The sequence below is a fragment of the Erythrobacter sp. NFXS35 genome (assembly GCF_040148725.1).
GTDB lineage: Bacteria > Pseudomonadota > Alphaproteobacteria > Sphingomonadales > Sphingomonadaceae > Erythrobacter.
Map to the genome: position 1 here is coordinate 734,912 of NZ_JAGDEB010000001.1, position 23,105 is coordinate 758,016.

Genomic DNA, 23,105 nt, shown 5'->3' on the forward strand with positions numbered 1-23,105 from the left:
TGTGCCGAGGTTTCAGGACTTCTGCGCAAACCAGATGATGTGATGCGCGCCCTTGTTGTTGGGGCGTGATCGGACCTTCCATTCAACAATTTCCAGCCCGGTGTCGTGCAGCCGCTTGCGGAATGCCGGATCGGGACCGGCTGACCATACCGCAAGGATACCGCCCGGCTTCAGCGCATCGCGCGCCTTGGCCAGCCCGGTGCGCGAATAGATGCGGTTGTTGGCATCGCGCACCAATCCGTCCGGGCCGTTGTCGACATCCAGCAGGATCGCGTCGAATTTTGCGCGGGTGCCGTCATTGGCATCGTCGATCAGCGCAGCGACATCGCCGATTTTCAGGTCGAGCCGCGGGTCTGACAGGCTGTCGCCGGTCAGGTCGGCCATCGGCCCCTTGGCCCAGTCGATGATGGTTTCGGAAATCTCGGCGACGACGATTTGCGCATTCTCGCCCAGCCGTTCGCGTGCGGCGCGGTAGGTGAAGCCCATGCCGTAACCGCCGATCAGGATGCGGGGGGCCTGCTTGCCCAGCCGCTCGATCGTCAGCGCAGCGAGCTGCTCCTCGGAAAAGCGCATCCGCGTGCTCATCAGCTCGTTGCGCCCCATCACGATCATGAAGTGGCCAGCGTGGGTGTAGAGTTCGAGCACTTCGCCATCGGCGATCTGCGTCGAGGCAATCAGTTCGCGTTTCAGCATCGGTCAGCCTACCTTCTTCAACAAAGAGGCCGCCCGGATCGCTCCGGACGGCCCCGATTGTTTGCCTCGGATGAGGCGATCAGTCCTTGAGGAAGTCGGGCAGACCGGCCGGGCCGCTGTCGCGCCCACCACGATCGCCGCCGCCGCCGCGACCACCACGATCACCGCCGCGACCGCCGCCGCCGCCGCGAGGCCCGCGACGATCACCGCCGCGATCACCGCCGCGCCCACCTTCGCGCGGTTCACGCGGTTCGCGTGCCGGGCGGGTGTCTTCCAGCTCTTCGCCGGTTTCCTGATCGACGACGCGCATCGACAGGCGAACCTTGCCGCGCTGATCGATCTCGAGCACCTTGACCTTCACTTCCATGCCTTCGGACACGACATCGGTGGGCTTTTCGACCCGCTCGTTCTTCATTTCGCTGACGTGGACGAGACCGTCCTTGCCGCCCATGAAGTTCACGAAGGCGCCGAAATCGACGATGTTCACGACCTTGCCTTCGTAGATCTTGCCGACTTCGGCTTCCTCGACGATGCCGAGGATCCACTTCCTGGCAGCTTCGATCTCTTCGACGTTGCTGGACGAGATCTTGATCACGCCTTCATCGTCGATGTCGACCTTGGCGCCGGTTTCGGCGACGATCTCGCGGATCACCTTGCCGCCGGTGCCGATGACGTCACGGATCTTCGACTTGTCGATCTGGATCGTCTCGATGCGCGGTGCGTGCTTCGACACTTCGGTGCGGGCACCGGTCAGCGCCTTGGCCATTTCGCCGAGGATGTGCATCCGTCCGGCCTTGGCCTGTTCCAGCGCCTTGGCCATGATTTCCTGCGTGATGCCGGCAATCTTGATGTCCATCTGCATCGTGGTGATGCCGTTTTCGGTACCGGCAACCTTGAAGTCCATGTCGCCGAGGTGATCTTCATCACCCAGAATGTCCGACAGAACCGCAAAGTCGTCGCCTTCGAGGATCAGGCCCATGGCGATGCCCGAAACGGGCGACTTCACCGGAACACCGGCATCCATCATCGACAGACAGCCGCCGCACACTGTCGCCATCGAGGACGAGCCGTTGGACTCGGTGATGTCGCTGAGAACGCGGATGGTGTAGGGGAAGTCTTCCTTGCTCGGCAGCACCGGATTGAGCGCCCGCCATGCCAGCTTGCCGTGACCGACTTCGCGGCGACCGGGAGCGCCGAAGCGGCCCACTTCACCGACCGAGTACGGCGGGAAGTTGTAGTGCAGCATGAAGCTGGTGTAGCTCAGGCCTTCCAGACCATCGATCATCTGCTCGGAATCCTTGGTGCCGAGCGTGGTGGTGCAGATCGCCTGCGTTTCACCGCGGGTGAACAGCGACGAACCATGGGTGCGCGGCAGGAAACCGACGATCGCTTCGATCGGGCGCACCTGATCGAGCTTGCGGCCATCGATGCGCTGACCATCCTTGAGGATCGCCCCGCGCACGATTTCGGCTTCGAGCTTCTTCATCAGCTTGCCCGCGACCATCTGGGTCTGCCCCCCTTCGTCAGCGAAAGCCGCCTTGGCCTTGGCCCGCGCTTCGTTGAGCATGTTCGAACGCGCCGACTTGTCGGTGACCTTGTAGGCCGCAGCAATGTCGCCGCCGATCAGGTCCTTGAGCTTGGCCTTCATGTCAGCGGTGTTGTCGCTGAGGTCGACATCCCACGGATCCTTGGCAGCCTGTTCAGCCAGATCGATGATCGCGCCGATCACGTTCCGGATTTCGCCATGTGCGAACATGACGGCGCCGAGCATTTCTTCCTCGGTCAGTTCCTTGGCCTCGGATTCGACCATCATCACCGCGTCTTGCGTGGCGGCAACAACCAGATCGAGGCGGCCATCGGCCAGCGCACGGTCCTGCTTGGGATTGAGCGTGTATTCGCCATCGACATAGCCGACACGGCAAGCGCCGATCGGGCCCATGAACGGAACGCCCGAGATCGTCAGCGCAGCCGAAGCGGCTATCATCGCCACCATGTCCGGCTCGTTTTCGCCGTCGAACGACAGCACCTGACAAATAACGTTGATTTCGTTGTAGAAACCTTCGGGGAACAGCGGGCGGATCGGACGGTCGATCAGGCGGCTGGTCAGCGTTTCCTTTTCGGTCGCGCCGCGCTCACGCTTGAAGAAGCCACCCGGAATGCGTCCGGCAGCGGAGAACTTTTCCTGGTAGTGGACGGTGAGCGGGAAGAAATCCTGCCCTTCCTTCACACTCTTGGCGGCTGTCACGGCGCACAGCACCACGGTCTCGCCATAGGTGGCCAGCACTGCGCCATCGGCCTGACGGGCAACGCGCCCAGTTTCCAGAGTGAGGGTCTTGCCGCCCCACTCCAGCGATACGGTTTTCGTGTCGAACATTGATTTTCCTTTTGACCCGCACGGCCATATTGCCGGGCGGGGCCTCTTGTGCCGGGGAAACAACCGTCCCGGTCCGGTGCGGGGCTATTTTGGCCCCAAGGCGCGGGCAGACCGGATGTCTGCATGCCCCAGATGCGAAAAAGGCGGCCCGTTGGAGCCGCCTTTCGCAAAACTCTTACTTACGCAGGCCCAGCTTCTGGATCAGGGCGTTGTACCGCTCCACATCCTTCTTCTTGAGATAGGCCAGCAGCGTGCGGCGCTTGTTGACCATCATCAACAGGCCGCGACGCGAATGGTTGTCCTTGTGGTGATCCTTGAAGTGCTCGGTCAGGTTGCGAATACGCTGCGTGAGGATCGCAACCTGCACTTCGGGGCTGCCGGTGTCGTTGGGATCACGGGCGTTATCGGAAATGATTTCCTGTTTTGCTTCGGCGGTCACCGACATAGTATTTCTCTTTCACTCAGCGACATCGGGAAGGTTGAACCCCCGCACGACCGTGGCCGTGCCACCCGTGATTTCCATCAGCGCGACCGGGACTTGGCCCAGTTTCGCCAGATAAAGCCCGGATGATTGGGGCATGTCAGACAGTACCCGGCCCTGTCGGACCGCCTGCGCGCTTGTCTGATCGAGGTGAAGGGCCGGGATGTCGTCCAGCCCTGCCTCCAGCGGCAGGAGAAGGTATTCAAGGTTCGCGCCCTTAGCGGTTTCGTCCAACAAGTCCAGCGAAATCGCCTGTTCCTGGGTGAACGGCCCGGCCTTGATGCGTCGGAGATAAGTGACATGGCCGCAGGTGCCAAGCGCGTACGCGATGTCCCGTGCGAGGCTGCGGATATAGGTGCCTTTGGAAACGTGGGCAACGAGGGTGACAGCATCTGTATCCTCGTCACCACAGCGGATGGTGAGCGCGTGGATCGTCACCGCCCTAGCCTTCAGCTCCACCACCTCCCCCGCCCGCGCCAGATCATAGGCGCGCTGCCCGCCCACTTTCAGTGCGGAATAGGCGGGCGGCACCTGCTCGATCGGCCCGGTAAAGCGCGCCAGCACTGCCTCGACCTGCGCCAGCGTCGGACGCACATCGCTGGTCGCAATCACTGGCCCCTCGGTGTCGAGCGTCGATGTCTCCTCGCCGAAGCGCACCGTAAAAGCGTAGATCTTGTCGCTATCGAGCATTCGCCCGGCCAGCTTGGTCGCCTCGCCCAACGCAATCGGCAGCACGCCTTCGGCCAGCGGGTCGAGCGTGCCGCCGTGGCCGACCTTGGTCTTGGCATAACCGTTCTGGCGCAGCACGCGTTTGACCGCGCTCACACCTTGCGTGCTGCCCATGCCCTTCGGCTTGTCCAGGATCAGCCAGCCGGAGAGGGGAATTCGCGAGGGGGTGTGCAATATGTCTTTCACCCCGCCCCCCTAGCCAAGCCGCATCGAAAACGCCAAGTTTCGCAGTGTATGGACATTACCGGGCCCAAAGATTTCAATTTGCTGGTGATTGGCGGCGGCATCAACGGCGCCGGGATCGCGCGCGATGCCGCCGGGCGGGGCCTTTCGGTGTGCCTGGCTGAGAAAGGCGATCTGGCGGGCGCGACCTCGTCGGCCTCAACCAAGCTGGTGCATGGGGGCTTGCGCTACCTCGAACATTACGAATTCCGGCTGGTGCGCGAAAGCCTGATCGAACGCGAGCGGCTTCTCGCCATCGCGCCGCACATCATCTGGCCGCTGCGCTTCGTGCTGCCGCATGACAAAGGCCTGCGCCCGCGCTGGCTGCTGCGGCTGGGGCTGTTCCTGTATGACCATATCGGCGGGCGCAAGCTGCTGCCGCCTGCGCGCAGCCTTGATCTCACCCGCCCGCCGCACGCCGGGGTGCTGGATGAGCGGCTGACGCGCGGGTTCGAATATTCCGATTGCTGGGTCGAGGATTCGCGACTGGTGGTGCTCAATGCGGTCGACGCAGCCGAACGCGGCGCGGATATCCGCACCCGCACCGAATGCACCGGGCTGGAACGGACGCGCGGCCAGTGGCAGGCCCGCCTCTCCGGCCCGGCAGGCACGCAGACCGTGACCGCAAAAATGGTGGTGAACGCCGCAGGGCCGTGGGTGGACACGGTGCTGGCCCGCGCCATGCCGGGCCGCAATGCGAGCAATCTGCGGCTGGTCAAGGGCAGCCATCTGATCTTCCCGCGCCTATTCCAGGGTGACCACTGCTACATCTTTCAGAACCGCGACGGGCGGATTGTTTTTGCCATTCCCTATGAAGGGGAATTCACGCTGGTCGGCACCACCGATGTCGCATTTGAAGGCGATCCGGCGGGAATTGCGATCAGCCCTGCGGAGGCGGATTACATTTGCGCGGCGGTGAACGAATATCTTGCCGTCGATGTCTCGCCCGATCAGGCGGTGTGGTCCTATGCCGGGGTGCGCCCGCTGTATGACGACCAGTCGGCCAATAACTCCACCGTGACGCGCGATTACGTGTTCGAACTGGACCGCGGGCTAAACGACGAGGGGGCAGCGCTGCTGTCGATCTTCGGAGGCAAGATCACCACCTATCGCAAGCTTGCCGAACACGCGCTGGAGAAGCTGGGCGTCGGCGAGCGATCATGGACAGCGGACGCGGCGCTGCCCGGGGGCGACATTCCCGCGCTCGATTTCGAAGGGTTCGTGGCTGCGCAGGCTGCCATCCAGCCGTGGCTGCCCGCGCCGGTGCTGCAGCGTATGGCCCGCGCCTATGGCACGCGGTTGGGCGCAGTGCTGGGGGATGCGGGCGCGTTCGGCGACCTCGGCCAGCATTTCGGCGCGGGGCTGACGGCGGCAGAAGTGATTTATCTGGTCCGCCACGAATACGCCCGCAGCGCCGAAGACGTGCTGTGGCGCCGTTCCAAGCTGGGGCTGCATATGAGCGCCGAGGAACGCGAGAGCCTGTCCCACTGGTTCGAGCGGGCGCAAATCGAGGATCAGGCGATCAGCGCCGCGACCCAGTCTGCCAGCGACAGATAGAACCCCATCGCGAAGGTCACCGGCGGCATCAGCACCGTGCCGACCCACGCCGTGCCGAACACCCAGCTGGCCGCGATCAGCGCGATCAGCAGCACCATGCCGACACCCTGAAGCTTTTCCCACCCGGCGCGCATCCGATCCGGCATCAGCCCGCCGACGATGTGCGATCCATCAAATGGCGGGATCGGCAGCAAGTTGAACAGGCCGAGGAAGATGTTGACGAGGATGAAGTAGAACAACCCGGTCGCCAGCCATTGCGGCTCGCCCAAGGCATTGACCAGCAGGGCCGCGCCCGCCTCCATATCGCCGCCAAAGCCGAGCCCGGCGGGCATCGCCAGTCCCAGCAGCACCGCGCCGACCCCTGCGAGCACGAAATTGCTCCCCGGGCCGGCCGCCGCGACCGCCATCATACCGAAGCGCGGGTTGTCGAGCCGCCACTTGTTGACCGGCACCGGCTTGGCCCACCCGAACACCGGCCCGCCCAGCAATGCCAGCGCGCCCGGCACCAGCAGCGTGCCGACCGGATCCACATGCTTGATCGGGTTCAACGTCAGCCGCCCGCGATCCGACGCGGTGGAATCGCCCAGCAGCCGCGCCATATAACCATGCGCGACCTCGTGGAAAACGATTGCGATCACCAGTGCGGGGATCAGCACGAGCGCGAATGTCAGGGTGTCGGTCATTGCCTGTCAGATAGGATGCGCACGCACCCTGCGCCAGTGCGCCAGCGCGAAATCATGTGGCAAGCGCCTGCGAAAAATGCTTGCGGCACAGCGCGACATAGCGATCATTTCCGCCGATCTCGGTCTGCGCGCCCTGCTTCACCGCTGCGCCGCTATCGTCCACGCGGAGGTTCATCGTCGCCTTGCGCCCGCAATGGCACACCGCCTTCAGCTCCACCAGCGCATCAGCGATACCCAGCAGCACCGCCGATCCGGGGAACAGCTCGCCCTGAAAATCGGTGCGCAAGCCATAGCACAGCACCGGAATCCCCGCCTCGTCCGCCAGCCGCGCCAGTTGCCACACTTGATCGGGCAGGAGGAACTGCGCCTCGTCGACCAGCACGCAATCGAGCGGTTCGGCAGCATGAGCGGCGCTGACGGCGGCCCACAAGTCGGTATCGGGGTGATAGAGGTGCGCGCCCGATTCCAGCCCGATGCGGCTCTGCACTTGCCCAGCCGACCGGCTATCCAGCGCGGCAGTCCACAACATGGTGCGCATCCCTCGTTCACGGTAGTTGAAATCGGCCTGCAAAAGGCTCGACGATTTGCCCGCGTTCATGCTGGCATAGTAGAAATACAGCTTCGCCATGACGCTTGCCTATCGCTTCGCAGAGCGCGCGGCGATGCTTTGTTGAACCTTTTTGCCCGGTTCATGCGTATTCTATTGCAGATGACCGATCGCAGCACCCTTTTCCGCCTGTTGTTCGTGCCGCTGCTGGCGCTGTTGGCTCTGGCCAATGCCGGCGCGCCGCAGCGCTACACCCTCGATGCGGGCGCAAGCAACGTGTCGGCCAAGGTGCCGTTCTTTGGCATTGCCAGCAAGACCGCGCGCTTCCCGCGGATGCAGGGCGCGGTGACCATCGTGCCGGGCGCGCCCGAACGCGCCGTGATCGACGTGACTTTCGATGCGACCGCCATCGAAGCGCCGGACGAAGTCACGCTCAGCCGACTGCGGGGCGAGAAGTTCTTCTGGGTCGACAAGTATCCCAGCGTGCGGTTCGTCGGGCGCTCGCTGAAACTCACCAGCCCGACCCGAGGCACCGTGACCGGAGAATTGACCGCGCGCGGCGTTACCCGCCCGCAGACGCTGGATGTGACATTCAACGCCGATCCGCTGACGCAGGTCGGCAAGCCGGTCAGCTTCACCGGCACGACCACCATCGATCGGCGGCAATACGGCATGAAAAGCTACCAGCTGATCGTCGGCAACAAGGTGGACATCACGCTGAAGGCGCGGATGGTGCCGCGCTAGAGCGGGCTATTCTTCCTCTTCTTCGCCCAGATCGCGGACGACCTTGGGATCGCGCAGCAGGGCTTCGATCCGGTCGGCCTCGGCAAAGCTTTCATCCTTGCGGAAGCGCAGCTTGGGCGCGAATTTGAGGCCGAGCCGCTTGGCGACCTCGCGTTGCAGGAACGCGGTGTTCTGCCGCAGCGCGTGCACCACCTCGTCCTCGCCTGCACCCAGCAGCGGCTTGATATAGGCGGTCGCGTGGCGCAGGTCGGGGGTCATGCGCACCTCGGTGACCGAGATGTTTGCCGCGCTCACCACATCGTCATGCACTTCGCCGCGCGCCAGCAGTTCGGACAGGATATGCCGCACCCGCTCGCCCACCTTGAGCACGCGGACGGATTGCTGTTCGGTGGTGAAAGGGGCCTTCGCCATCGCTATTCCATCCCCGTGCTGGTCGGCGTCGGGCGCGGGGTCGGCAGCGCGGTGGAGGTTGCGCGGGCGTAGATCGTCCCGTCCTCTGCCGTCAGTTCGCTTTCGAGGAACACCACGCGCCGCCCGGCCTTGACCACCCTGCCCTTGGCCAGAATCGTCGCGCCTTCGGGGATCAGCCGGATCAGCGACATCGAAATGTCGAGGTTGAGCGGCGCCATCTCGCCCCCGGTGGCCGCGACGAAGGCATAGCCCATCACATCGTCCAGATAGCCCGCAACCAAGCCCCCCTGTACGCCTCCGCGCCAGGTGGTCATTTCGCGCTTCACGGTGAAGCGCATTGTCGCGGTCTGCGTTTCTGCGTCCCAGCCGACGAATTCCGAGCCGAGCAGCGCCGTATGCGGCGACTGCCCGGCGTCGTCTGGGTAGTAAGCCTCGTCGATCACAGCGTCCGCTCACGCTCCTCGACCGAGAAGACCTCGAGCTGGTCGCCCGGCTTGATGTCGTTGGTGTCTTCCAGCACCACGCCGCATTCCAGACCGGTGCGGACTTCGTCGACATCGTCCTTGAAGCGCCGCAGCGACTGGATCTTGGTTGCCGAAACGATGACATCGGCGCGGGTAAGACGGGCGAACAGTCCCTTGCGAATGACCCCTTCTTCCACCAGCAGACCAGCGGCCTTGTCGCGCTTGCCCGACTTGAACACCTCTTTGACCAGCGCGCGGCCGACCACATGTTCAATCCGTTCTGGGCCAAGCTCGCCGACCATCTCCTTCGCGATCGCATCAGTCAGGTGATAGATGACATCGTAGTACATCATCCGCACATTATCGCGTTTCAGCAGTTCGCGCGCCTTGGCGTTCGGACGGACGTTGAACCCGATAATCGGCGCCTTCGATCCGCCTGCCAGCACCACGTCACTTTCGGTGATCGCACCGACGCCGCCATTGAGCACACGCACCTTGATGTCGTCGTTCGACAGGTTGTGCAGTGCATTGACGATCGCCTCGACCGACCCTTGCACGTCGGCCTTCACCACCACCGGGAATTCGATGACGTTGGAAGACAGGGTGCTGAACATCGTGTCGAAATTGGTCGGCGCCAGCGCGGTGCGCTTTTCGGTCGCCAATTCCTGACGATATTCGGCCACTTCGCGGGCGCGCTGTTCGTTTTCGACCACGGTGAGCACGTCGCCCGCCGACGGCACGCCGCCCAGCCCCAGCACTTCGACCGGCATCGAAGGCCCGGCTTCCTTGAGTTGCTGGCCCTTGTCGTCGACCAATGCGCGAACCTTGCCGCTTTGTGTGCCGACCACGAAGTTGTCGCCCCGCTTCAGCGTTCCGCGCGTGACAAGCACCGTGGCTACCGGGCCGCGACCCTTGTCCAGCTGTGCTTCGATCACGGTCGCTTCGGCATCGCGGTCAGGACGGGCCTTCAGCTCGAGCAGTTCGGCCTGCAGCGCGATGGCTTCAAGCAGCTTGTCGAGATTCATGCCGGTCTTGGCCGACAGTTCGACATCCTGCACTTCGCCGCTCATCGCTTCGACCATCACATTGTGTTCGAGCAGCCGCTCACGCACCTTCTGCGGGTTGGCTTCGGGCTTGTCGCACTTGTTGATCGCCACGATCATCGGCACGCCGGCAGCCTGAGTGTGATTGATCGCCTCGATCGTCTGCGGCATGATCCCGTCATCGGCCGCGACCACCAGGATCACGATGTCGGTAACGTTCGCGCCGCGCGCACGCATTTCGCTGAAGGCGGCGTGGCCCGGCGTGTCGAGGAAGGTGATCTTGTCCTTCGCCTTGGTGGTGATCTGGTAGGCGCCGATATGCTGGGTGATGCCGCCGGCCTCGCCCTTCACCACATCGGTGCCGCGCAGCGCGTCGAGCAGGCTGGTCTTGCCGTGGTCGACGTGGCCCATAATCGTGACCACCGGCGGACGCGGACGCAGCGTTTCTTCCGGATCCATGTCCGCGCTGGTGTTGATATCGACATCGCTGGCCGACACGCGTTCAATGTTGTGGCCGAACTCTTCGACCAGCAGTTCCGCGGTGTCCTGATCGATGGTCTGGTTGACAGTCACCATCATGCCCAGATTGAACAGCGCCTTCACCAGATCCGCGCCCTTTTCGGCCATGCGGTTGGCGAGTTCGCCGACAGTGATCGCCTCGGGCACGACCACGTCGCGCACCTGCTTTTCGCGCGGCTTTGAGGGGCCGCCCTGACCGCGACGTTCCTTTTCGCGCGCACGCTTCAACGCGGCGAGGCTGCGCGCACGGCGGCCTTCATCTTCGTTAAGCGCACGGGTGACGGTCAGCTTGCCCGAACGGCGGCTATCCTTGCCCGCATCGATCGGCGCGGCACGCTTATCTTCCTTCTTCTTCTTTTCGGGACGCTTGGTCTCGGGCCGTTCCACCGGCGTAAACTTGCGCGGTCCAGGGGCCGGTTCCTGCTTGGCCGCCGGGGCAGCTGCAGCTTCGTCGGCGGGAGCAGGCGTGGCAGAAGCTTCGGCAGTCGAGGCGGCGGCATCATCCACCGGGGGCGCTTTCGCCGGCGAAGCAGCGGCAGCGGCGCGCTGTTTTTCGGCATCTTCCTCGGCGCGGCGGTTTTCCTCGGCGCGGCGGCGTTCTTCTTCATCGCGCTCGCGGGCTTCGGCTTCCTCGCGCTTGCGGCCTTCCTCGGCCATCCGCAGCCGTTCTTCCTCGGCCTCCAGCTGGAGCCGCTTGACGCGCTCCTGCGGGGTCTCGCCAGCCGGAGCCGGACGCGCGGGACGCGGCGCAGGCTTCGGCGCGGCCGCAGCGGGCGGCGCGGGCGGCGGCGGCGGGGGCGGCGGCGGGGGTGCTGCCGCTTCGCTACCGGGTTTGCCGAGCACGCGGCGGCGCTTTACCTCGACCACCACCTTGTTGGTGCGGCCGTGGCTGAAGGTCTGCTTGACCTCGCCCGCATCGACCGACCGTTTGAGGCCAAGGGGTTTGCGGGGGCGCTGGTTGTTGTCGTCGCTCATTATCGCTCGTCAATCCTTCACGTATTCATCATCTATCGGGCTGCCGGAAAGCGGCTGCCCGTTTTGGTCGGGCGTATCCCGACCGGAAATATCCACCTTGTCCGCCGCGCCAGCAGGCGTATCGGCGTTACCGACAAAGCGCGAAAGCCGGGAGACCGCCTGCAACACCCGCGTCGCAGCGCGCATGTCACCGGCATGGCCGGCAACGCCGAGGTGGACCACATTGTCGCGGCCCAATGCCACAGACAGCGCCGTGCGGTCCAGAGGCAAGACCTGCCCGCGCTCGCCCGATCCTTCGACCTCGCGCCCGACGCGCCAAGCCTGGTCGAGCTTGCGTCGCCCGTCCTCGCTGCTGTCGCTGGCGTGAAGCAGCGCCGCAATCCGTCCGGAGCGAGCCTGTTCCTCGATCCGGGCCGATCCCATCACGATATTGCCGCTGCGCAGTTCCAGCCCGAGACGATCGCCGAGATGGCGCGCCAACGCAGCTTCGATGCGGGTGGCAAGATCATCGGGAATGGTGAGCGGGGCACCCTTGAAGGCACGCATCAACGCCCGCTTCAATTGGCCATCGGACAGCGCGGTTTCAAGTACGTCCCGGCTTACGCCGATCCACGCGCCGCGGCCCGGCGCCTTTGCGGCCGGATCGGGCAGCACCAGACCATCAGGAGAGATCGCCAGCCGCACGAGTGTTTCGCGCGGGGCGGTCTCTCCCGAAAGAATGCAGCGGCGTTCGCTCCCGGAATCAGCCGAAAGCGAAGGCTCAGCGATGTCGGACGTCAGGCGCTCATTGTGGGGAGTCCGCATCGGCGGCCTCCTGGGTTTCGGGTTCGCCAGCGGGAGCCGCTACCGGCTCCTCGTCTTCGAACCAGTGCGCGCGGGCAGCCATGATGATCTCGTTGCCCTGTTCTTCGCTGAGGCCGTATTCGCCCAGCACGCCGCCCTTGTCAGCCTCACGCTGCGGACGCCGCATTGGCGGGCCGGCAGCATCATTGTTGCGGCGGCGCGGCGCTTCGCGCTTCTTGGCGATCAGTTCATCGGTGGCGAGATCGGCGAGATCATCCAGCGTCTTGATCCCCGCCTTGCCGAGCGTGACCAGCATCGCTTCGGAAAGGTGCGGGATTTCCGCCAGCGCATCTTCGACGCCAAGTTCGCGGCGCACCAGACGGTGGCCTTCTTCGCGCCGTTCGAGCGCTTCGAGAGCGCGGCTCTGAAGTTCCTCGGCAAGGTCGTCATCGAAACCTTCGATGCTGGCCAATTCGGAGAGATCGACATAGCCGACTTCCTCGAGTTCGGCGAAGCCTTCGGCCACCAGCAGCTGCGACAGGGTTTCGTCGACGTCGAGTTCTTCTTCGAACATCTTCGAACGTTCGGCGAATTCCTTCGATCGCTTTTCCGAAGATTCTTCTTCGGTCAGGATGTCGATCTGGTGGCCGGTGAGCTGGCTTGCCAGACGCACGTTCTGGCCGCGGCGACCGATCGCCAGGCTGAGCTGATCGTCGGGTACAACCACTTCAATGCGGCCATCATCCTCGTCCAGCACCACGCGGCTGACGGTGGCGGGCTGAAGCGCGTTGACCACGAAGGTCGCGGTGTCTTCCGACCACGGAATGATGTCGATCTTCTCGCCCTGCAATTCCTGCACCACCGCCTGCACGCGGCTGCCCTTCATGCCGACGCAGGCGCCGACCGGATCGATGCTGGAATCGTGGCTGATCACGCCGATCTTGGCGCGACTGCCCGGATCGCGGGCAGCGGCCTTGATCTCGATGATGCCATCGTAGATTTCGGGCACTTCCTGCGCGAACAGCTTCTTCATGAAATCGGGATGCGCGCGGCTGAGGAAAATCTGCGGGCCGCGATTGTTACGCTCCACCTTGGTGATCAGCGCGCGGACGCGCTCGCCGGTGCGGGCGGCTTCGCGCGGAATCTGCTGGTCCCGGCGGATGACGCCCTCGGCGCGGCCGAGGTTGACGATCACGTGGCCGAATTCGACCGACTTGATGACGCCGGTGATGATTTCACCTGCGCGGTCCTTGAACTCTTCGAACTGGCGCTCACGCTCGGCATCGCGGACTTTCTGGAAGATCACCTGCTTGGCGCTCTGCGCATCAATGCGGCCCAGATCGACAGGAGGCAGCGGATCGACGATGAAATCGCCGACTTGCGCACCGGGCTGCAGCTTTTCGCCCTGCTTGAGGTCGACCTGCTTGAAGTAGTCTTCGACTTCCTCAACCACCTCGACCACGCGCCACAGCGTCAGATCGCCGGTCAGCGGATCGAGCTTGGCCCGGATATCGTTTTCCGCGCCGTAACGGTTACGCGCGGATTTCTGGATCGCTTCTTCCATCGCCTCGATGACAATCGACTTGTCGATCATCTTTTCCGAGGCGACCGCATTGGCGATCGCGAGCAGTTCGGCCTTGTTGGCGGAAATGGCACTCATCAGTCGTCTGCCTTTTCTGTGTCTTCGATGAGTTCATCGGCACCGCTGGTATCCAGCGGACGGGTGGCGGCGATCAGCGCGTCTGTAAGGACGAGCTTAGCGCTATGAATTTGGCCGGATGCGATCATATGCGTCACACCCTTTGCGTCCGTAACATGGACGAAGTTGATTCCGCGATCGGCGTGCAGTCCTTCAAGGGTGCCCTTAACCGTTCGCGGTCCGTCAGCGTCCTTGACACGCGCTATTTTCACTTCGTGCCCGACCCAGTTGGCGAAATCCTTTTCGCGGGTCAGGGGCCGGTCGATCCCCGGCGAGCTGACCTCGAGGTGATAAGTACCTTCGATCAGCACCTCGCCCGCTTCTTCAGCGGTATCGATGACATCGGAAACCCGGCGCGAAAGCGCAGCGCATTGGTCGATCACCAGCTGCCCGGTGGCCGGATCTTCGGCCATGATCTGCAAGGCCATGCCGCCATCCCCGGCCTCGGAGGCGATCATCGCCACGCGCACGAGCTCAAATCCGAGAGCTTGCGCCTCGGGTTCGATCAGTGCTGTGAGGCGCGCGATATCGGCCATTAAATCTCCGGTCGGATCGAATCATCGCAAGGGCGTTCGGGCCGGCCCCCGAAGGCGCCAGCATCCAAACCTTGTCACGACAATGCAGGGATTGGCGCTCACTTAGGCCCGGGCTTGCGATTTGGCAAGCGCCAAGCACGCACAGGGCTGTGGTCAGGGATCAGGTCAGCTTTTCGCCGCTCACCCAGCGCCGCACCTGATCGCGCAGGGAATTGCGCTCGCGCTGCTCCAGCGTCTCCGCATGCCGCCGCACTGCCAGCACCGCCGCGTCAGGCAGCGGGTCGTCAAACGCAAGGCCGTTGACGCCGCCCGCCTGTCCACAGTGCCGCCGCACGACTTCAGCGAAAACTTCGAGCCGGGCGACGTTGAGATAAATCAGTTCTCCCGGCCTCAAAGGCGTCGCCAGCCCGATCCGCGCACCAGTGCGGGACAGATCAAGGAGGACGCAGGGTTGGTTTGCGCGGGTGGAAATCACCCGCACAGGGATCGAGAGCCGCAAACGTGCAGCGCCGCGTCGCCCCGTTGCCGAAGCCTGCGCCGGTTCACCGGCCACAGCCGGTTCGGTAAAGGTGAAAGGCTGCGCCATGGGACGACAGCCTGAGGGAGATTGGTTAAAGGCGTAGTAACCACGCCCCAGGGATCACTACCGGTGCCGCGGCAGACTCAATTCGCCCAGCCATCCTTCGCGGAGCCTGAGCGACTGGTGCGCTCGGAGCGGTCCGACTTGGTGGTCGCAGCATCATAGCCCCAACCGTCCTTGCCCATTTCATGCGCGCGCCGTTCCTGCTGAGCCGCCTCGATCGCCTTCTCGCCCACCCGCTCGGCTCCTTCAGCCAACGATTCGACGGCTCTTGGAGCGACATACGTGGCGCCGAGCGTCAGCATCAGCCCGAATCCCATCACGGCGAGCACAAACAAACCGATGACGAAGCGGATCGAACTGGTGAGACTTTCGAAAATGTCGACAAGCGCGCGCATGAATTAGTCCAGTGGCTGTTGAAGCAGTGGTGCGCAGAATAATACGTGATTCCTTATCAAGCGGTTAGCCGGCGTCGCTTTCCTGCCCTTCCATCAGGCCGTGCTTCTTGATGCAGTGGCGCAGCTGGTCATAGGTCAGCCCCAACCCGCGTGCGGTCTGGCGCTGGTTCCAGCGATGTTTGCCCAGCGCATGTTCCAGGATCGCGCGTTCGTGGGCATCCACCGCAGCGCGCAGATCGGCAATCGTGTCGAATTCATCTGCGGACGCGGATGCCGTTGCTGCCGGAGCAGGTGCATTCCCCGCAACCGAAGCGCTCCGGCGATGCTCGGGCGCACGCGGGCGCCAAGGGCTATCGAACGGATCGAACTGGACGTGCGCGATCGGCGCTTCGGGGTCGCCCCAGCGATAGACGGCGCGCTCGACCACGTTGCGCAATTCGCGGACGTTGCCGGGCCAGGCGTAATCCTCAAGGCTGTTCATCACGTGCTGCGCGAAGCCGGGCCATGCGTGCCAATCGAGCTCGGATGCCATGCGGCGCCCGAAATATTCCGCCAACACGCCGATATCCCCTTCGCGCACCCGCAGCGGCGGCAGTGTGATGACCTCGAAACTGAGCCGGTCGAGAAGGTCGGCGCGGAACTCGCCCGATGCCGCCAGCGCGGGCAGATCATCGTTGGTCGCGGCCACGATGCGCACATCCACGCGGATCGGGCGCGAGGCACCGATGCGGGTGACTTCGCCGTATTCGACCGCGCGCAGCAGCCGTTCCTGCGCGCCCATGCTGAGAGTGCCGAGTTCATCGAGGAACAGGGTGCCGCGATCAGCTTCCTCGAAGCGGCCGACGCGCGCCTTGGTCGCGCCGGTGAAGGCGCCCGCTTCATGTCCGAACAATTCGGCTTCGATCAGCGTTTCGGGCAGCGCCGCGCAGTTCATCGTGACCAGCGGTTCGTCCCAGCGTGTGGAGAGGCGGTGGAGCCGCTCGGCAATCAGTTCCTTGCCCGTGCCGCGTTCGCCGATCACCAGCACCGGGCGGTTCATCGATGCGGCACGGCTGGCCCGCTCGACCGCGTCGAGGAAGGCGCCCGATTGGCCGATGAATTGGCTTTCCCGCTCCATGGCCAACCTATAGTGAAATTCCCCAATGCTTGGCAATAGGGACCAATGATCTGACACCAAAAGGGCAAGAAAACAGCGGAATTCAGCCATTTTCGGAGTTTGGCACGGCGATTGCAAAATGAATGGCAACATCACTGACAACCACGGGGGATGCCCACAATGATCGACCGCAAAACCGCAGACAGCAGCTTCTGGAACACCAAGCTGGGGCAGGCAGCAATGGCCAGCATTGCCGCCATGGTGATGGTGATCGCGCTGTCATCGCAGATCCAGCCCGGCGCGGCCAACGCCGCCCCGATCGGTCACCCCGGCGCCGAAGCGGGCGCCATGATCGAGATCGCCTAAGATGGGCGATCCGAAAAATCCCCTCGGGCCGGAGCGTAACGTCCCCCCCGCAGATGCTGCCGGTGACGCAAGCCCCGATCGCGACACCCAGAGCAGCGACGCTCCGGCCCACCCTTCCCGCCTGCTGTCGTCCGGACGGCTATCGCGGCTCGACGAGGAAATCGAAGCCTTGCGCCGCAGCCCCACTCCGACGCAGTCTCGCCGGAACACCGATGGTTCAGACGGCCCGCGAGTCGCCGCTCAGGACCCGGTCAGTTCATTTCTCGATGGAGTAGCCTTCATGGGCATTTTCAGCCGCACCCGCGATATCATCGCCGCCAATTTCAACGACATGCTCGACAAGGCGGATGATCCGACCAAGATGATCCGCATGATCATCCTCGAAATGGAGGAAACCCTGGTCGAAGTCCGCGCCAGCGCGGCGCGCACCATTGCCGACCAGAAGGAAATGCACCGCCACTGCGTGAAACTTGACCGGTTGCAGGCCGATTGGGCCGAAAAGGCGCAGCTCGCCCTTTCCAAGGAGCGCGAGGATCTTGCCCGCGCCGCGCTGGTCGAGAAGAAGAAGGCTGGCGACATGGCCGACCAGCTCAAGACCGAGATCGCGGTGCTCGACGATGCCCTGCGCGCTTACGAGGAAGACATCGCCAAGCTGCAGCACCGCCTGCGCGAAGCCCGCAGCCGCCAGACCGCGATTGCCGCACGGCTCGAAAGCGCGGAGAACCGCGTCAAGCTGCGCACGCTGATGAGCACCGAACGCACCGACGAAGCGCTGGCGCGCTTCGACCAGCTCGAACGCCGGGTCGATTACGCCGAAGGCCGCGCCGATGCGTTGCAGATCGCCGAAGGCAAGACCCCGACGCTCGCCGATGAAATCGCGGCGCTCGCCGGATCGGACGCGATCGACGACGAATTGGAAGCCATGAAGAAAGCGCTCGGCAAGGATGCGCCGAGCAAGGGAGAGTAAGCGATGATTGAAGATGTTCTCTTGCCCATCCTGATCGTCGGAATGCTCTTTATCGGCCTTCCCTGGATCATCATGCACTATGTTACCAAGTGGAAGACCGCCGCAACCATCACCACTGACGATGAAGTGCTGCTGGAGGAGCTCTATAACCTCGCCAAGCGGCTCGATGAGCGGATGGACACGGTCGAACGGCTGGTCGCCTCGGACGACCCGGAATTCACCCCCGCCCGCCGGCTGATCGCCGATCAGGAAAAAGACAACCAGCAGCTGCGCGAACTGGAAGCGCTGATGGCCGAGAAGAAAGGAACCCGCGCATGAACAGCCCCCGCACCACGCTTTACCGCGACAAGCACAATGGCAAGCTGATGGGCGTGTGCTCCGGCATCGCCGACTATACCGGGATCAACGTCTTCTGGGTCCGGCTGGTCGCGGTCGCATCGATCTTCGTCACCGGCGGCCCTTCGATCATCGCCTACCTGATCGCCGGTTTCCTGCTGAACAAGAAGCCGCCCTATCTCTACCGCGACGAAAGCGAGCAAAAATACTGGCAGGGCGTGCGGCAGAACCCGAAGCGGACCGCCCGCGAAATCCGCGCAAATTTCCGCGATATCGACCGGCGGCTGGCTGCAGTGGAAAGCCACTATGTCAGCAGCAACCCGCGCTTGACCGCCGAAATCGAACGGCTGCGCTGAGGCCCTGAATCAACCCGGAGGGGGACGTTACAATGGAAGGTTACATGGCCCTTATGATCCCGATCCTGGGCATTCTGCTCGGCTTCTTCGGGGTCTGGACCAACCACAAGGAAAAGGTCGCCAAGCTGCAGACCAGGGTGGTCGCCACGGAAACGGCCGAAAAGGCCGCACAATATGCGAGCCATGTCCAGCGGCTCGAAGACCGGGTGCAGGTGCTCGAACGCATCGTCACCGATCGCGGCTACGACATTGCCACCCAGATCGAAGCATTGCGCGATACGCGGCGGGTGGATGCCCACAGCGACAAAGACGCAGGCGTGCCGCTTGGCTTTGAGAACAAGGAGCGCGTGTGATGGATATCACAGGATCGGAATTCGTCCTCGCCATCATCGCCCTCAGCACCAGCGGCTGGCTGCTCAACAACTGGATCCGGGCCAGGCACGGCTACTCGCTCGAGGATGAGTGGGGCGGCAAGACCGAGCGCGCGGACGGCACGGAGGCGCAGCGGCTGAAGGCCGAAAACCGTGAATTGCACGGCAAGATCGACGCAATGCAGGATCGCATGATCGTGCTGGAGAAGATCGTCACCGACCGCGGCTATTCGCTCAGCGAAGAAATCGAAGCACTGCGTGACACGCGCAGTTCGGATGCCAAAGAGCTTGGTGGCGCGGGCGTGCCGCTCGGCCTCGACAAGAAGGAGCGTGCGTGATGGAAGCCACCGATTTCCTCCCCTATCTCGGCTGGATCATCGGCGGGGCGTTTCTGCTCGGCGCGGGCGGCATTCTGACCTCGTTCCAGACCACCCGCATGAAGATCAAGAACGGCTACCCGCTCGAAGGAATGTGGGGCCAATCGCTAAAGCCCGGGTCGGACAAGCAGACCGCACACCGCGTTACGCTTCTGACCCAGGAAAACGCCGAATTGCGGGCTGAACTGGGCGCAATGAAGGATCGGCTGGTCAACGTCGAACGGATCGTGACTGACAGCGGTTATCATCTGGGCGCCGAGATCGATGCCCTCCGCGACCGCGCGCTGGCAAACCTCAAGGACAAGGGCGAGGCGTGATGAGTTTCTGGACCGCAGCCGTTATCATTGTTGCGATCTGGGGCTTTGTCACGATCTGGTCGCGCCGCCATGATCGCGATCTGGGCGTCACTCGCGACGAAGACGGCAACCCGATCTTCGCTCCGCGCGATGACAACCGCAGCGCCGCCGAACTTGAAGCCGCGCACCACGAACTTGAAGACCTGCGCGAGCGCATCAAGGTGCTCGAGCGCATCGCCACCGACAGTAACAACAGCGATGCTCGTGAACGTGCGCGGATTTCCGCCGAGATCGAAGCCCTCCGGGGCTTGCCAAACGCCAAGGAGGACAAGAGCGAATGATGACGCCCCTTCTCGACCCGACCATGATCGTGGCGACCTCCGGTCTGCTCGCGATTATCGTGATCGCCGCCGCCCTGCTCCACGCATGGAACGGCTGGCTTGAACTGAAGCGGCAGGAACTTGGCCGCAGCGGTTCGCGCCCGGCAGCCGAAGAAAGTTCCGGCATCGGCACCGCGCGGATCGAACTCGCCGACCTGAGGGAACGCATCCGCAAACTTGAAGCCATCGCCAGCGGGGTGGAATTATGAGCGATGCGCGCGGCACAGCGGCGCAGGCCGGGATCGGGTTCGGAAGCGCGCTTGCCATCGCCATCAGCTGGAGCCTGCACCAATCGATCTTCTGGGCGATCGTGCAAGGCTTCTTCGGCTGGTTCTACGTGATTTACTATGCCTTCACACGCCCCGGCGGGCTGATGGGCTAACCAATCCCCCTTTGCGTTTTCGGGCCGCCCTGCCTAATTGCGCCCCATGCGCACCCTTTCCGACATTCTCGAAGAATATGAATTTCTCGAAGGCGATGATCGCTATGGCCTGCTGATCGAGCTTGGCCGCGAGCTTGAACCGATGCCCGATGCGCTGAAAACCGATGCGACGCTGGTGCGCGGGTGTTCGGCGGCCGTGTGGGTCTATCCTGCCTCGCAGGAGAATGAACGGCTGCACTTTCTGGCCGACAGCAATGCCGCCATTACCAAGGGCATTGTCGCGCTGGTGATCGCCGCCGTGCAGGACAAGACCGCCGCCGAAGTCGCCGGTATGGACGTTGCCGGCGCACTTGCGCCGTTCGACCTCCGGAACCAGTTGTCGAGCAACCGCACGCAGGGCGTACCCAACATGATCGGGCTGGTGCAACAGCACGCGGCGCGCCTCGCCGCAGCCTGAGCTTCGGCAGTTTGCACGGCGCAATCCGTTCGTCGGTCTGTAATGCCGTTTGGACGGATGCAATCGTGCAGCATTATCGACAACGCGTCTCACTTGCGGAAAAGAGCCACGCATGAGCCTGCTTGCCCGATCGCTTAGCCATACCCGCCTGCTGGCATTCCTCGGCGCGGGAACCGCCCTGATCTCACCGGCCCACGCGACGCAGGACGCGGCCGAAACGCCGGACGATGCCACCATGCTGGAGGCAGGCTCGGCAGCCGGAACAACGCGCAACACCTATACGCCCGAAGATTTTGCCCGCTTTGCGCCGCGCAGCGCACTCGACATGGCGCGGCAGGTGCCCGGCTTTTCGATCCGATCGGGCGGCGGCGCGCGCGGTCTGGGGCAGGCCGATACCAATGTGATCGTCAATGGCCGGCGCATTTCGGGCAAGTCGAACGGCCCGGTGGAGGCATTGCAGCGCATCCCAGTCGAAGACGTGGTGAGGCTGGAACTGGTCGACGGGGCCAGTCTGGATATCGGGGGCCTGAGCGGACAGGTGCTCAATGTCGTCACCTTGTCCAGCGGGCGCATCGCGGGCCAGTTCCGGCTCGCCCCGCAATTCCGCAGCAAGGGCACGCCCGGGCAATTCCTCGATGGTTCGGTCGCGTTTGCGGGCGGCGGCACCAAGACCGACTGGACGCTGGCATTGGAAAACGATTCCAACCGGCGCGGGGATCAGGGGATCGAACGGGTGTTCGACGGCACCGGCGCGCTGATCGACATTCGCAATGAAAAGGCCAATTTCAACTCCGACCGGATCGGGCTTTCCGGATCGTTCACCCGCATCGCCGACAATGCCAATGTGCTGAACCTGACTGGACAGGTGCAAGGCTTGATCTTTCGCGAAACCGAACTGTCGCGGCAGGCCGGGCCGGGCTTCGCCGTCGACCGGCAACGTACCTTCCGCAATGCCGAGGACGAATTCAATTTCGAAGTGGGCGCGGATTACCAGTTTGCCGTCGGCCCCGGACAGCTCAAGCTGATCGGCTATCACGGGTATGAAGACAGTCCCTTCGTCTCGCGAGTGCTGACGGAATTTGCCGACGGCAGCGCGCCGCAGGGCAGCGTCTTCACCCGCGATGCCGACGAGGGCGAAACGATCCTGCGGTCGGAATACAATGTCGCCGCAGCAGGCGGAAACCTTGTCGCGGCATTGGAAGGGGTTCGAAATTTCCTCGATATCACCTCAGCGCTCGAAGTGCGCGACGCGGACGGGGTGCTGCGGCCTGCGGTGCTGCCGGGCGCTTCGGCGCGGGTCGACGAAGACCGCGCCGATGCCGGGCTGACCTATAGCCGCGCCCTCGCGCCCGCGTTGCAATTGCAGCTATCGGCGGGCGGCGAATATTCGCGCCTCAGCCAAAGCGGACCTTTGGGGCAGACCCGCAGTTTCTGGCGGCCCAAGGGGTTCGTGGCGCTCGACTGGAAAGCCAGCCCGGCGCTCAACCTCGCAGGCCGGGTCGAACGGGTGGTGGGGCAGCTCAATTTCTTCGATTTCATCGCCTCGGTCGATCTCAATCAAGAACGCACTGATGTGACCAACGCCGACTTAGTGCCGCCGCAAAGCTGGAACTACGAAATCGAGGCGAGCCTGCGGCTGGGCGCACTGGGCAATGTGAACCTGCGCGGGTTCTATGAAGACATCACCGATATCGTCGATCAGATCCCGATCACCGGCGGCGGACAAGCGCCAGGCAACCTGCCTGCGGCCCAGCGGTTCGGCATTACGGGCGATGTCACGCTGCTGTCCGACCCGATCGGCTGGCGCGGCACCCGGATCGATTTCAGCTTCGGCCTGCGCGATAGCGATGTGACAGACCCCTTGCTGGGCACGAGCCGCCGCTTGTCGGGCACCGACATCATCGATCTGCGCGCCAATCTGCGCCACGATTTTCCCGGTACGGTCTGGGCGATGGGCGGGAATGCCGATTGGGAAGACAATTCGCCTTCCGTTCGACTCGACGAGATTTCGCTGAACACGCAGACATTCGGCTTTGCCTCGGTGTTCGTCGAAAACAAGGACGTGGCCGGGATGACGATGCGCGCCAGCGCGGGCAACCTGCTCGATCGCCGCAATCAGTTCGAACGCACGCTTTTTACCGACCGGAAAGCAGGACAGGTTGCGTTCTTGGAACAACGCTCGCGCGATTTCGGCATGATCTTCACGCTGGAGGTCGAAGGCTCGTTCTAGACTTTACCTTGCCGGGGCGGCTTCGTAAGCGACCTTTGCGATAGGAGAAGCCC

At 63.6% G+C, this 23,105-nt stretch carries 29 protein-coding genes; 14 read left to right on the forward strand and 15 right to left on the reverse strand.

From position 1 onward, the window contains the following. Positions 1-12: 12 nt before the first annotated feature. The 4 genes from J3454_RS03580 to truB all read right to left on the reverse strand — a co-directional run bounded on the left by J3454_RS03580 (position 13) and on the right by truB (position 4,433). Positions 13-693: a spermidine synthase gene (locus tag J3454_RS03580; RefSeq protein ID WP_349512377.1), complete on the reverse strand. Its 681-nt coding sequence runs from the start codon at positions 691-693 to the stop codon at positions 13-15. 79 nt (positions 694-772) lie between these two features. Beyond that, positions 773-3,067 carry a polyribonucleotide nucleotidyltransferase gene (pnp, locus tag J3454_RS03585; RefSeq protein WP_349512378.1) on the reverse strand — a complete coding sequence of 765 codons (2,295 nt, stop codon included), beginning with the start codon at positions 3,065-3,067 and terminating at the stop codon, positions 773-775. A gap of 175 nt (positions 3,068-3,242) precedes the next feature. Then, the gene (rpsO, locus tag J3454_RS03590; RefSeq protein ID WP_296718511.1) at positions 3,243-3,512 is read right to left on the reverse strand and encodes a 30S ribosomal protein S15; all 270 of its coding nucleotides are present in this window, start codon (positions 3,510-3,512) and stop codon (positions 3,243-3,245) included. Positions 3,513-3,524: 12 nt separating this feature from the next. Further along, entirely contained in the window at positions 3,525-4,433 is a 909-nt protein-coding gene (gene truB, locus J3454_RS03595; protein ID WP_349513132.1) for a tRNA pseudouridine(55) synthase TruB, read from the reverse strand. Positions 4,434-4,511: 78 nt separating this feature from the next. On the opposite strand from truB, the gene glpD reads away from it, so the two are divergent. Continuing rightward, the gene (gene glpD, locus J3454_RS03600) at positions 4,512-6,056 is read left to right on the forward strand and encodes a glycerol-3-phosphate dehydrogenase (protein ID WP_349512379.1); all 1,545 of its coding nucleotides are present in this window, start codon (positions 4,512-4,514) and stop codon (positions 6,054-6,056) included. On the opposite strand, the gene J3454_RS03605 is transcribed toward glpD, so the two are convergent. Then, complete coding sequence (locus J3454_RS03605; protein ID WP_349512380.1) at positions 6,014-6,739, reverse strand: site-2 protease family protein; 726 nt, start codon at positions 6,737-6,739, stop codon at positions 6,014-6,016. The two genes, glpD and J3454_RS03605, sit on opposite strands and share 43 nt — an antisense overlap. A gap of 52 nt (positions 6,740-6,791) precedes the next feature. Further along, positions 6,792-7,367 carry a thymidine kinase gene (locus J3454_RS03610; protein WP_349512381.1) on the reverse strand — a complete coding sequence of 192 codons (576 nt, stop codon included), beginning with the start codon at positions 7,365-7,367 and terminating at the stop codon, positions 6,792-6,794. 81 nt (positions 7,368-7,448) lie between these two features. Between J3454_RS03610 and J3454_RS03615 the strand changes: the two genes are divergently transcribed. Then, positions 7,449-8,030 (forward strand): YceI family protein, encoded by a 582-nt coding sequence (locus J3454_RS03615; protein ID WP_349512382.1) that lies wholly within the window; start codon positions 7,449-7,451, stop codon positions 8,028-8,030. A 6-nt stretch (positions 8,031-8,036) separates the two neighbouring features. Here J3454_RS03615 and rbfA read toward each other — a convergent pair whose 3' ends face one another. The 9 genes from rbfA to pspF all read right to left on the reverse strand — a co-directional run bounded on the left by rbfA (position 8,037) and on the right by pspF (position 16,555). Further along, positions 8,037-8,441: a 30S ribosome-binding factor RbfA gene (rbfA, locus tag J3454_RS03620; RefSeq protein ID WP_349512383.1), complete on the reverse strand. Its 405-nt coding sequence runs from the start codon at positions 8,439-8,441 to the stop codon at positions 8,037-8,039. Positions 8,442-8,443: 2 nt separating this feature from the next. Further along, positions 8,444-8,884 (reverse strand): PaaI family thioesterase, encoded by a 441-nt coding sequence (locus J3454_RS03625; RefSeq protein WP_349512384.1) that lies wholly within the window; start codon positions 8,882-8,884, stop codon positions 8,444-8,446. Continuing rightward, the gene (gene infB, locus J3454_RS03630; RefSeq protein WP_349512385.1) at positions 8,881-11,442 is read right to left on the reverse strand and encodes a translation initiation factor IF-2; all 2,562 of its coding nucleotides are present in this window, start codon (positions 11,440-11,442) and stop codon (positions 8,881-8,883) included. The genes J3454_RS03625 and infB overlap by 4 nt, the downstream gene beginning before the upstream one ends. A gap of 9 nt (positions 11,443-11,451) precedes the next feature. After that, complete coding sequence (locus tag J3454_RS03635; protein ID WP_349512386.1) at positions 11,452-12,246, reverse strand: DUF448 domain-containing protein; 795 nt, start codon at positions 12,244-12,246, stop codon at positions 11,452-11,454. After that, entirely contained in the window at positions 12,227-13,888 is a 1,662-nt protein-coding gene (gene nusA, locus J3454_RS03640) for a transcription termination factor NusA (RefSeq protein WP_349513133.1), read from the reverse strand. Before nusA ends, J3454_RS03635 begins: the two co-directional genes overlap by 20 nt. Continuing rightward, positions 13,885-14,460 (reverse strand): ribosome maturation protein RimP, encoded by a 576-nt coding sequence (gene rimP, locus J3454_RS03645; RefSeq protein ID WP_349512387.1) that lies wholly within the window; start codon positions 14,458-14,460, stop codon positions 13,885-13,887. The genes nusA and rimP overlap by 4 nt, the downstream gene beginning before the upstream one ends. 160 nt (positions 14,461-14,620) lie before the next feature. Then, complete coding sequence (locus J3454_RS03650; protein WP_349512388.1) at positions 14,621-15,046, reverse strand: PilZ domain-containing protein; 426 nt, start codon at positions 15,044-15,046, stop codon at positions 14,621-14,623. Positions 15,047-15,123: 77 nt separating this feature from the next. After that, on the reverse strand, positions 15,124-15,438 hold the full coding sequence (locus tag J3454_RS03655) for a hypothetical protein (RefSeq protein WP_349512389.1): 315 nt from the start codon (positions 15,436-15,438) through the stop codon (positions 15,124-15,126). A 64-nt stretch (positions 15,439-15,502) separates the two neighbouring features. After that, positions 15,503-16,555 (reverse strand): phage shock protein operon transcriptional activator, encoded by a 1,053-nt coding sequence (pspF, locus tag J3454_RS03660; RefSeq protein ID WP_349512390.1) that lies wholly within the window; start codon positions 16,553-16,555, stop codon positions 15,503-15,505. Positions 16,556-16,714: 159 nt separating this feature from the next. On the opposite strand from pspF, the gene J3454_RS03665 reads away from it, so the two are divergent. From J3454_RS03665 to J3454_RS03720, 12 genes are all read left to right on the forward strand, one after another. Next, positions 16,715-16,900, forward strand: a complete 186-nt coding sequence (locus tag J3454_RS03665) for a hypothetical protein (protein WP_349512391.1) — start codon at positions 16,715-16,717, stop codon at positions 16,898-16,900. Position 16,901: 1 nt separating this feature from the next. Continuing rightward, positions 16,902-17,867 carry a phage shock protein PspA gene (pspA, locus tag J3454_RS03670; protein ID WP_349512392.1) on the forward strand — a complete coding sequence of 322 codons (966 nt, stop codon included), beginning with the start codon at positions 16,902-16,904 and terminating at the stop codon, positions 17,865-17,867. 3 nt (positions 17,868-17,870) lie between these two features. Beyond that, on the forward strand, positions 17,871-18,185 hold the full coding sequence (gene pspB, locus J3454_RS03675) for an envelope stress response membrane protein PspB (protein ID WP_349512393.1): 315 nt from the start codon (positions 17,871-17,873) through the stop codon (positions 18,183-18,185). Beyond that, the gene (gene pspC / locus J3454_RS03680; RefSeq protein ID WP_349512394.1) at positions 18,182-18,559 is read left to right on the forward strand and encodes an envelope stress response membrane protein PspC; all 378 of its coding nucleotides are present in this window, start codon (positions 18,182-18,184) and stop codon (positions 18,557-18,559) included. The genes pspB and pspC overlap by 4 nt, the downstream gene beginning before the upstream one ends. Positions 18,560-18,603: 44 nt before the next feature. Beyond that, a complete protein-coding gene (locus J3454_RS03685) occupies positions 18,604-18,912 on the forward strand; it encodes a hypothetical protein (protein WP_349512395.1) in 309 nt (102 codons plus the stop codon). After that, positions 18,912-19,268 carry a hypothetical protein gene (locus J3454_RS03690; protein ID WP_349512396.1) on the forward strand — a complete coding sequence of 119 codons (357 nt, stop codon included), beginning with the start codon at positions 18,912-18,914 and terminating at the stop codon, positions 19,266-19,268. The genes J3454_RS03685 and J3454_RS03690 overlap by 1 nt, the downstream gene beginning before the upstream one ends. Then, a complete protein-coding gene (locus J3454_RS03695; protein WP_349512397.1) occupies positions 19,268-19,624 on the forward strand; it encodes a hypothetical protein in 357 nt (118 codons plus the stop codon). Before J3454_RS03690 ends, J3454_RS03695 begins: the two co-directional genes overlap by 1 nt. Further along, complete coding sequence (locus J3454_RS03700; RefSeq protein ID WP_349512398.1) at positions 19,624-19,944, forward strand: hypothetical protein; 321 nt, start codon at positions 19,624-19,626, stop codon at positions 19,942-19,944. Before J3454_RS03695 ends, J3454_RS03700 begins: the two co-directional genes overlap by 1 nt. Further along, positions 19,941-20,192: a hypothetical protein gene (locus J3454_RS03705; protein WP_349512399.1), complete on the forward strand. Its 252-nt coding sequence runs from the start codon at positions 19,941-19,943 to the stop codon at positions 20,190-20,192. Before J3454_RS03700 ends, J3454_RS03705 begins: the two co-directional genes overlap by 4 nt. Further along, entirely contained in the window at positions 20,189-20,365 is a 177-nt protein-coding gene (locus J3454_RS03710; RefSeq protein WP_349512400.1) for a hypothetical protein, read from the forward strand. The genes J3454_RS03705 and J3454_RS03710 overlap by 4 nt, the downstream gene beginning before the upstream one ends. A gap of 46 nt (positions 20,366-20,411) precedes the next feature. Then, positions 20,412-20,822, forward strand: coding sequence for a SufE family protein (locus J3454_RS03715; RefSeq protein ID WP_349512401.1), 411 nt, complete (start codon positions 20,412-20,414; stop codon positions 20,820-20,822). A gap of 112 nt (positions 20,823-20,934) precedes the next feature. Continuing rightward, positions 20,935-23,052, forward strand: a complete 2,118-nt coding sequence (locus J3454_RS03720; protein ID WP_349512402.1) for a TonB-dependent receptor plug domain-containing protein — start codon at positions 20,935-20,937, stop codon at positions 23,050-23,052. The last annotated feature ends 53 nt before the right edge of the window (positions 23,053-23,105 follow it).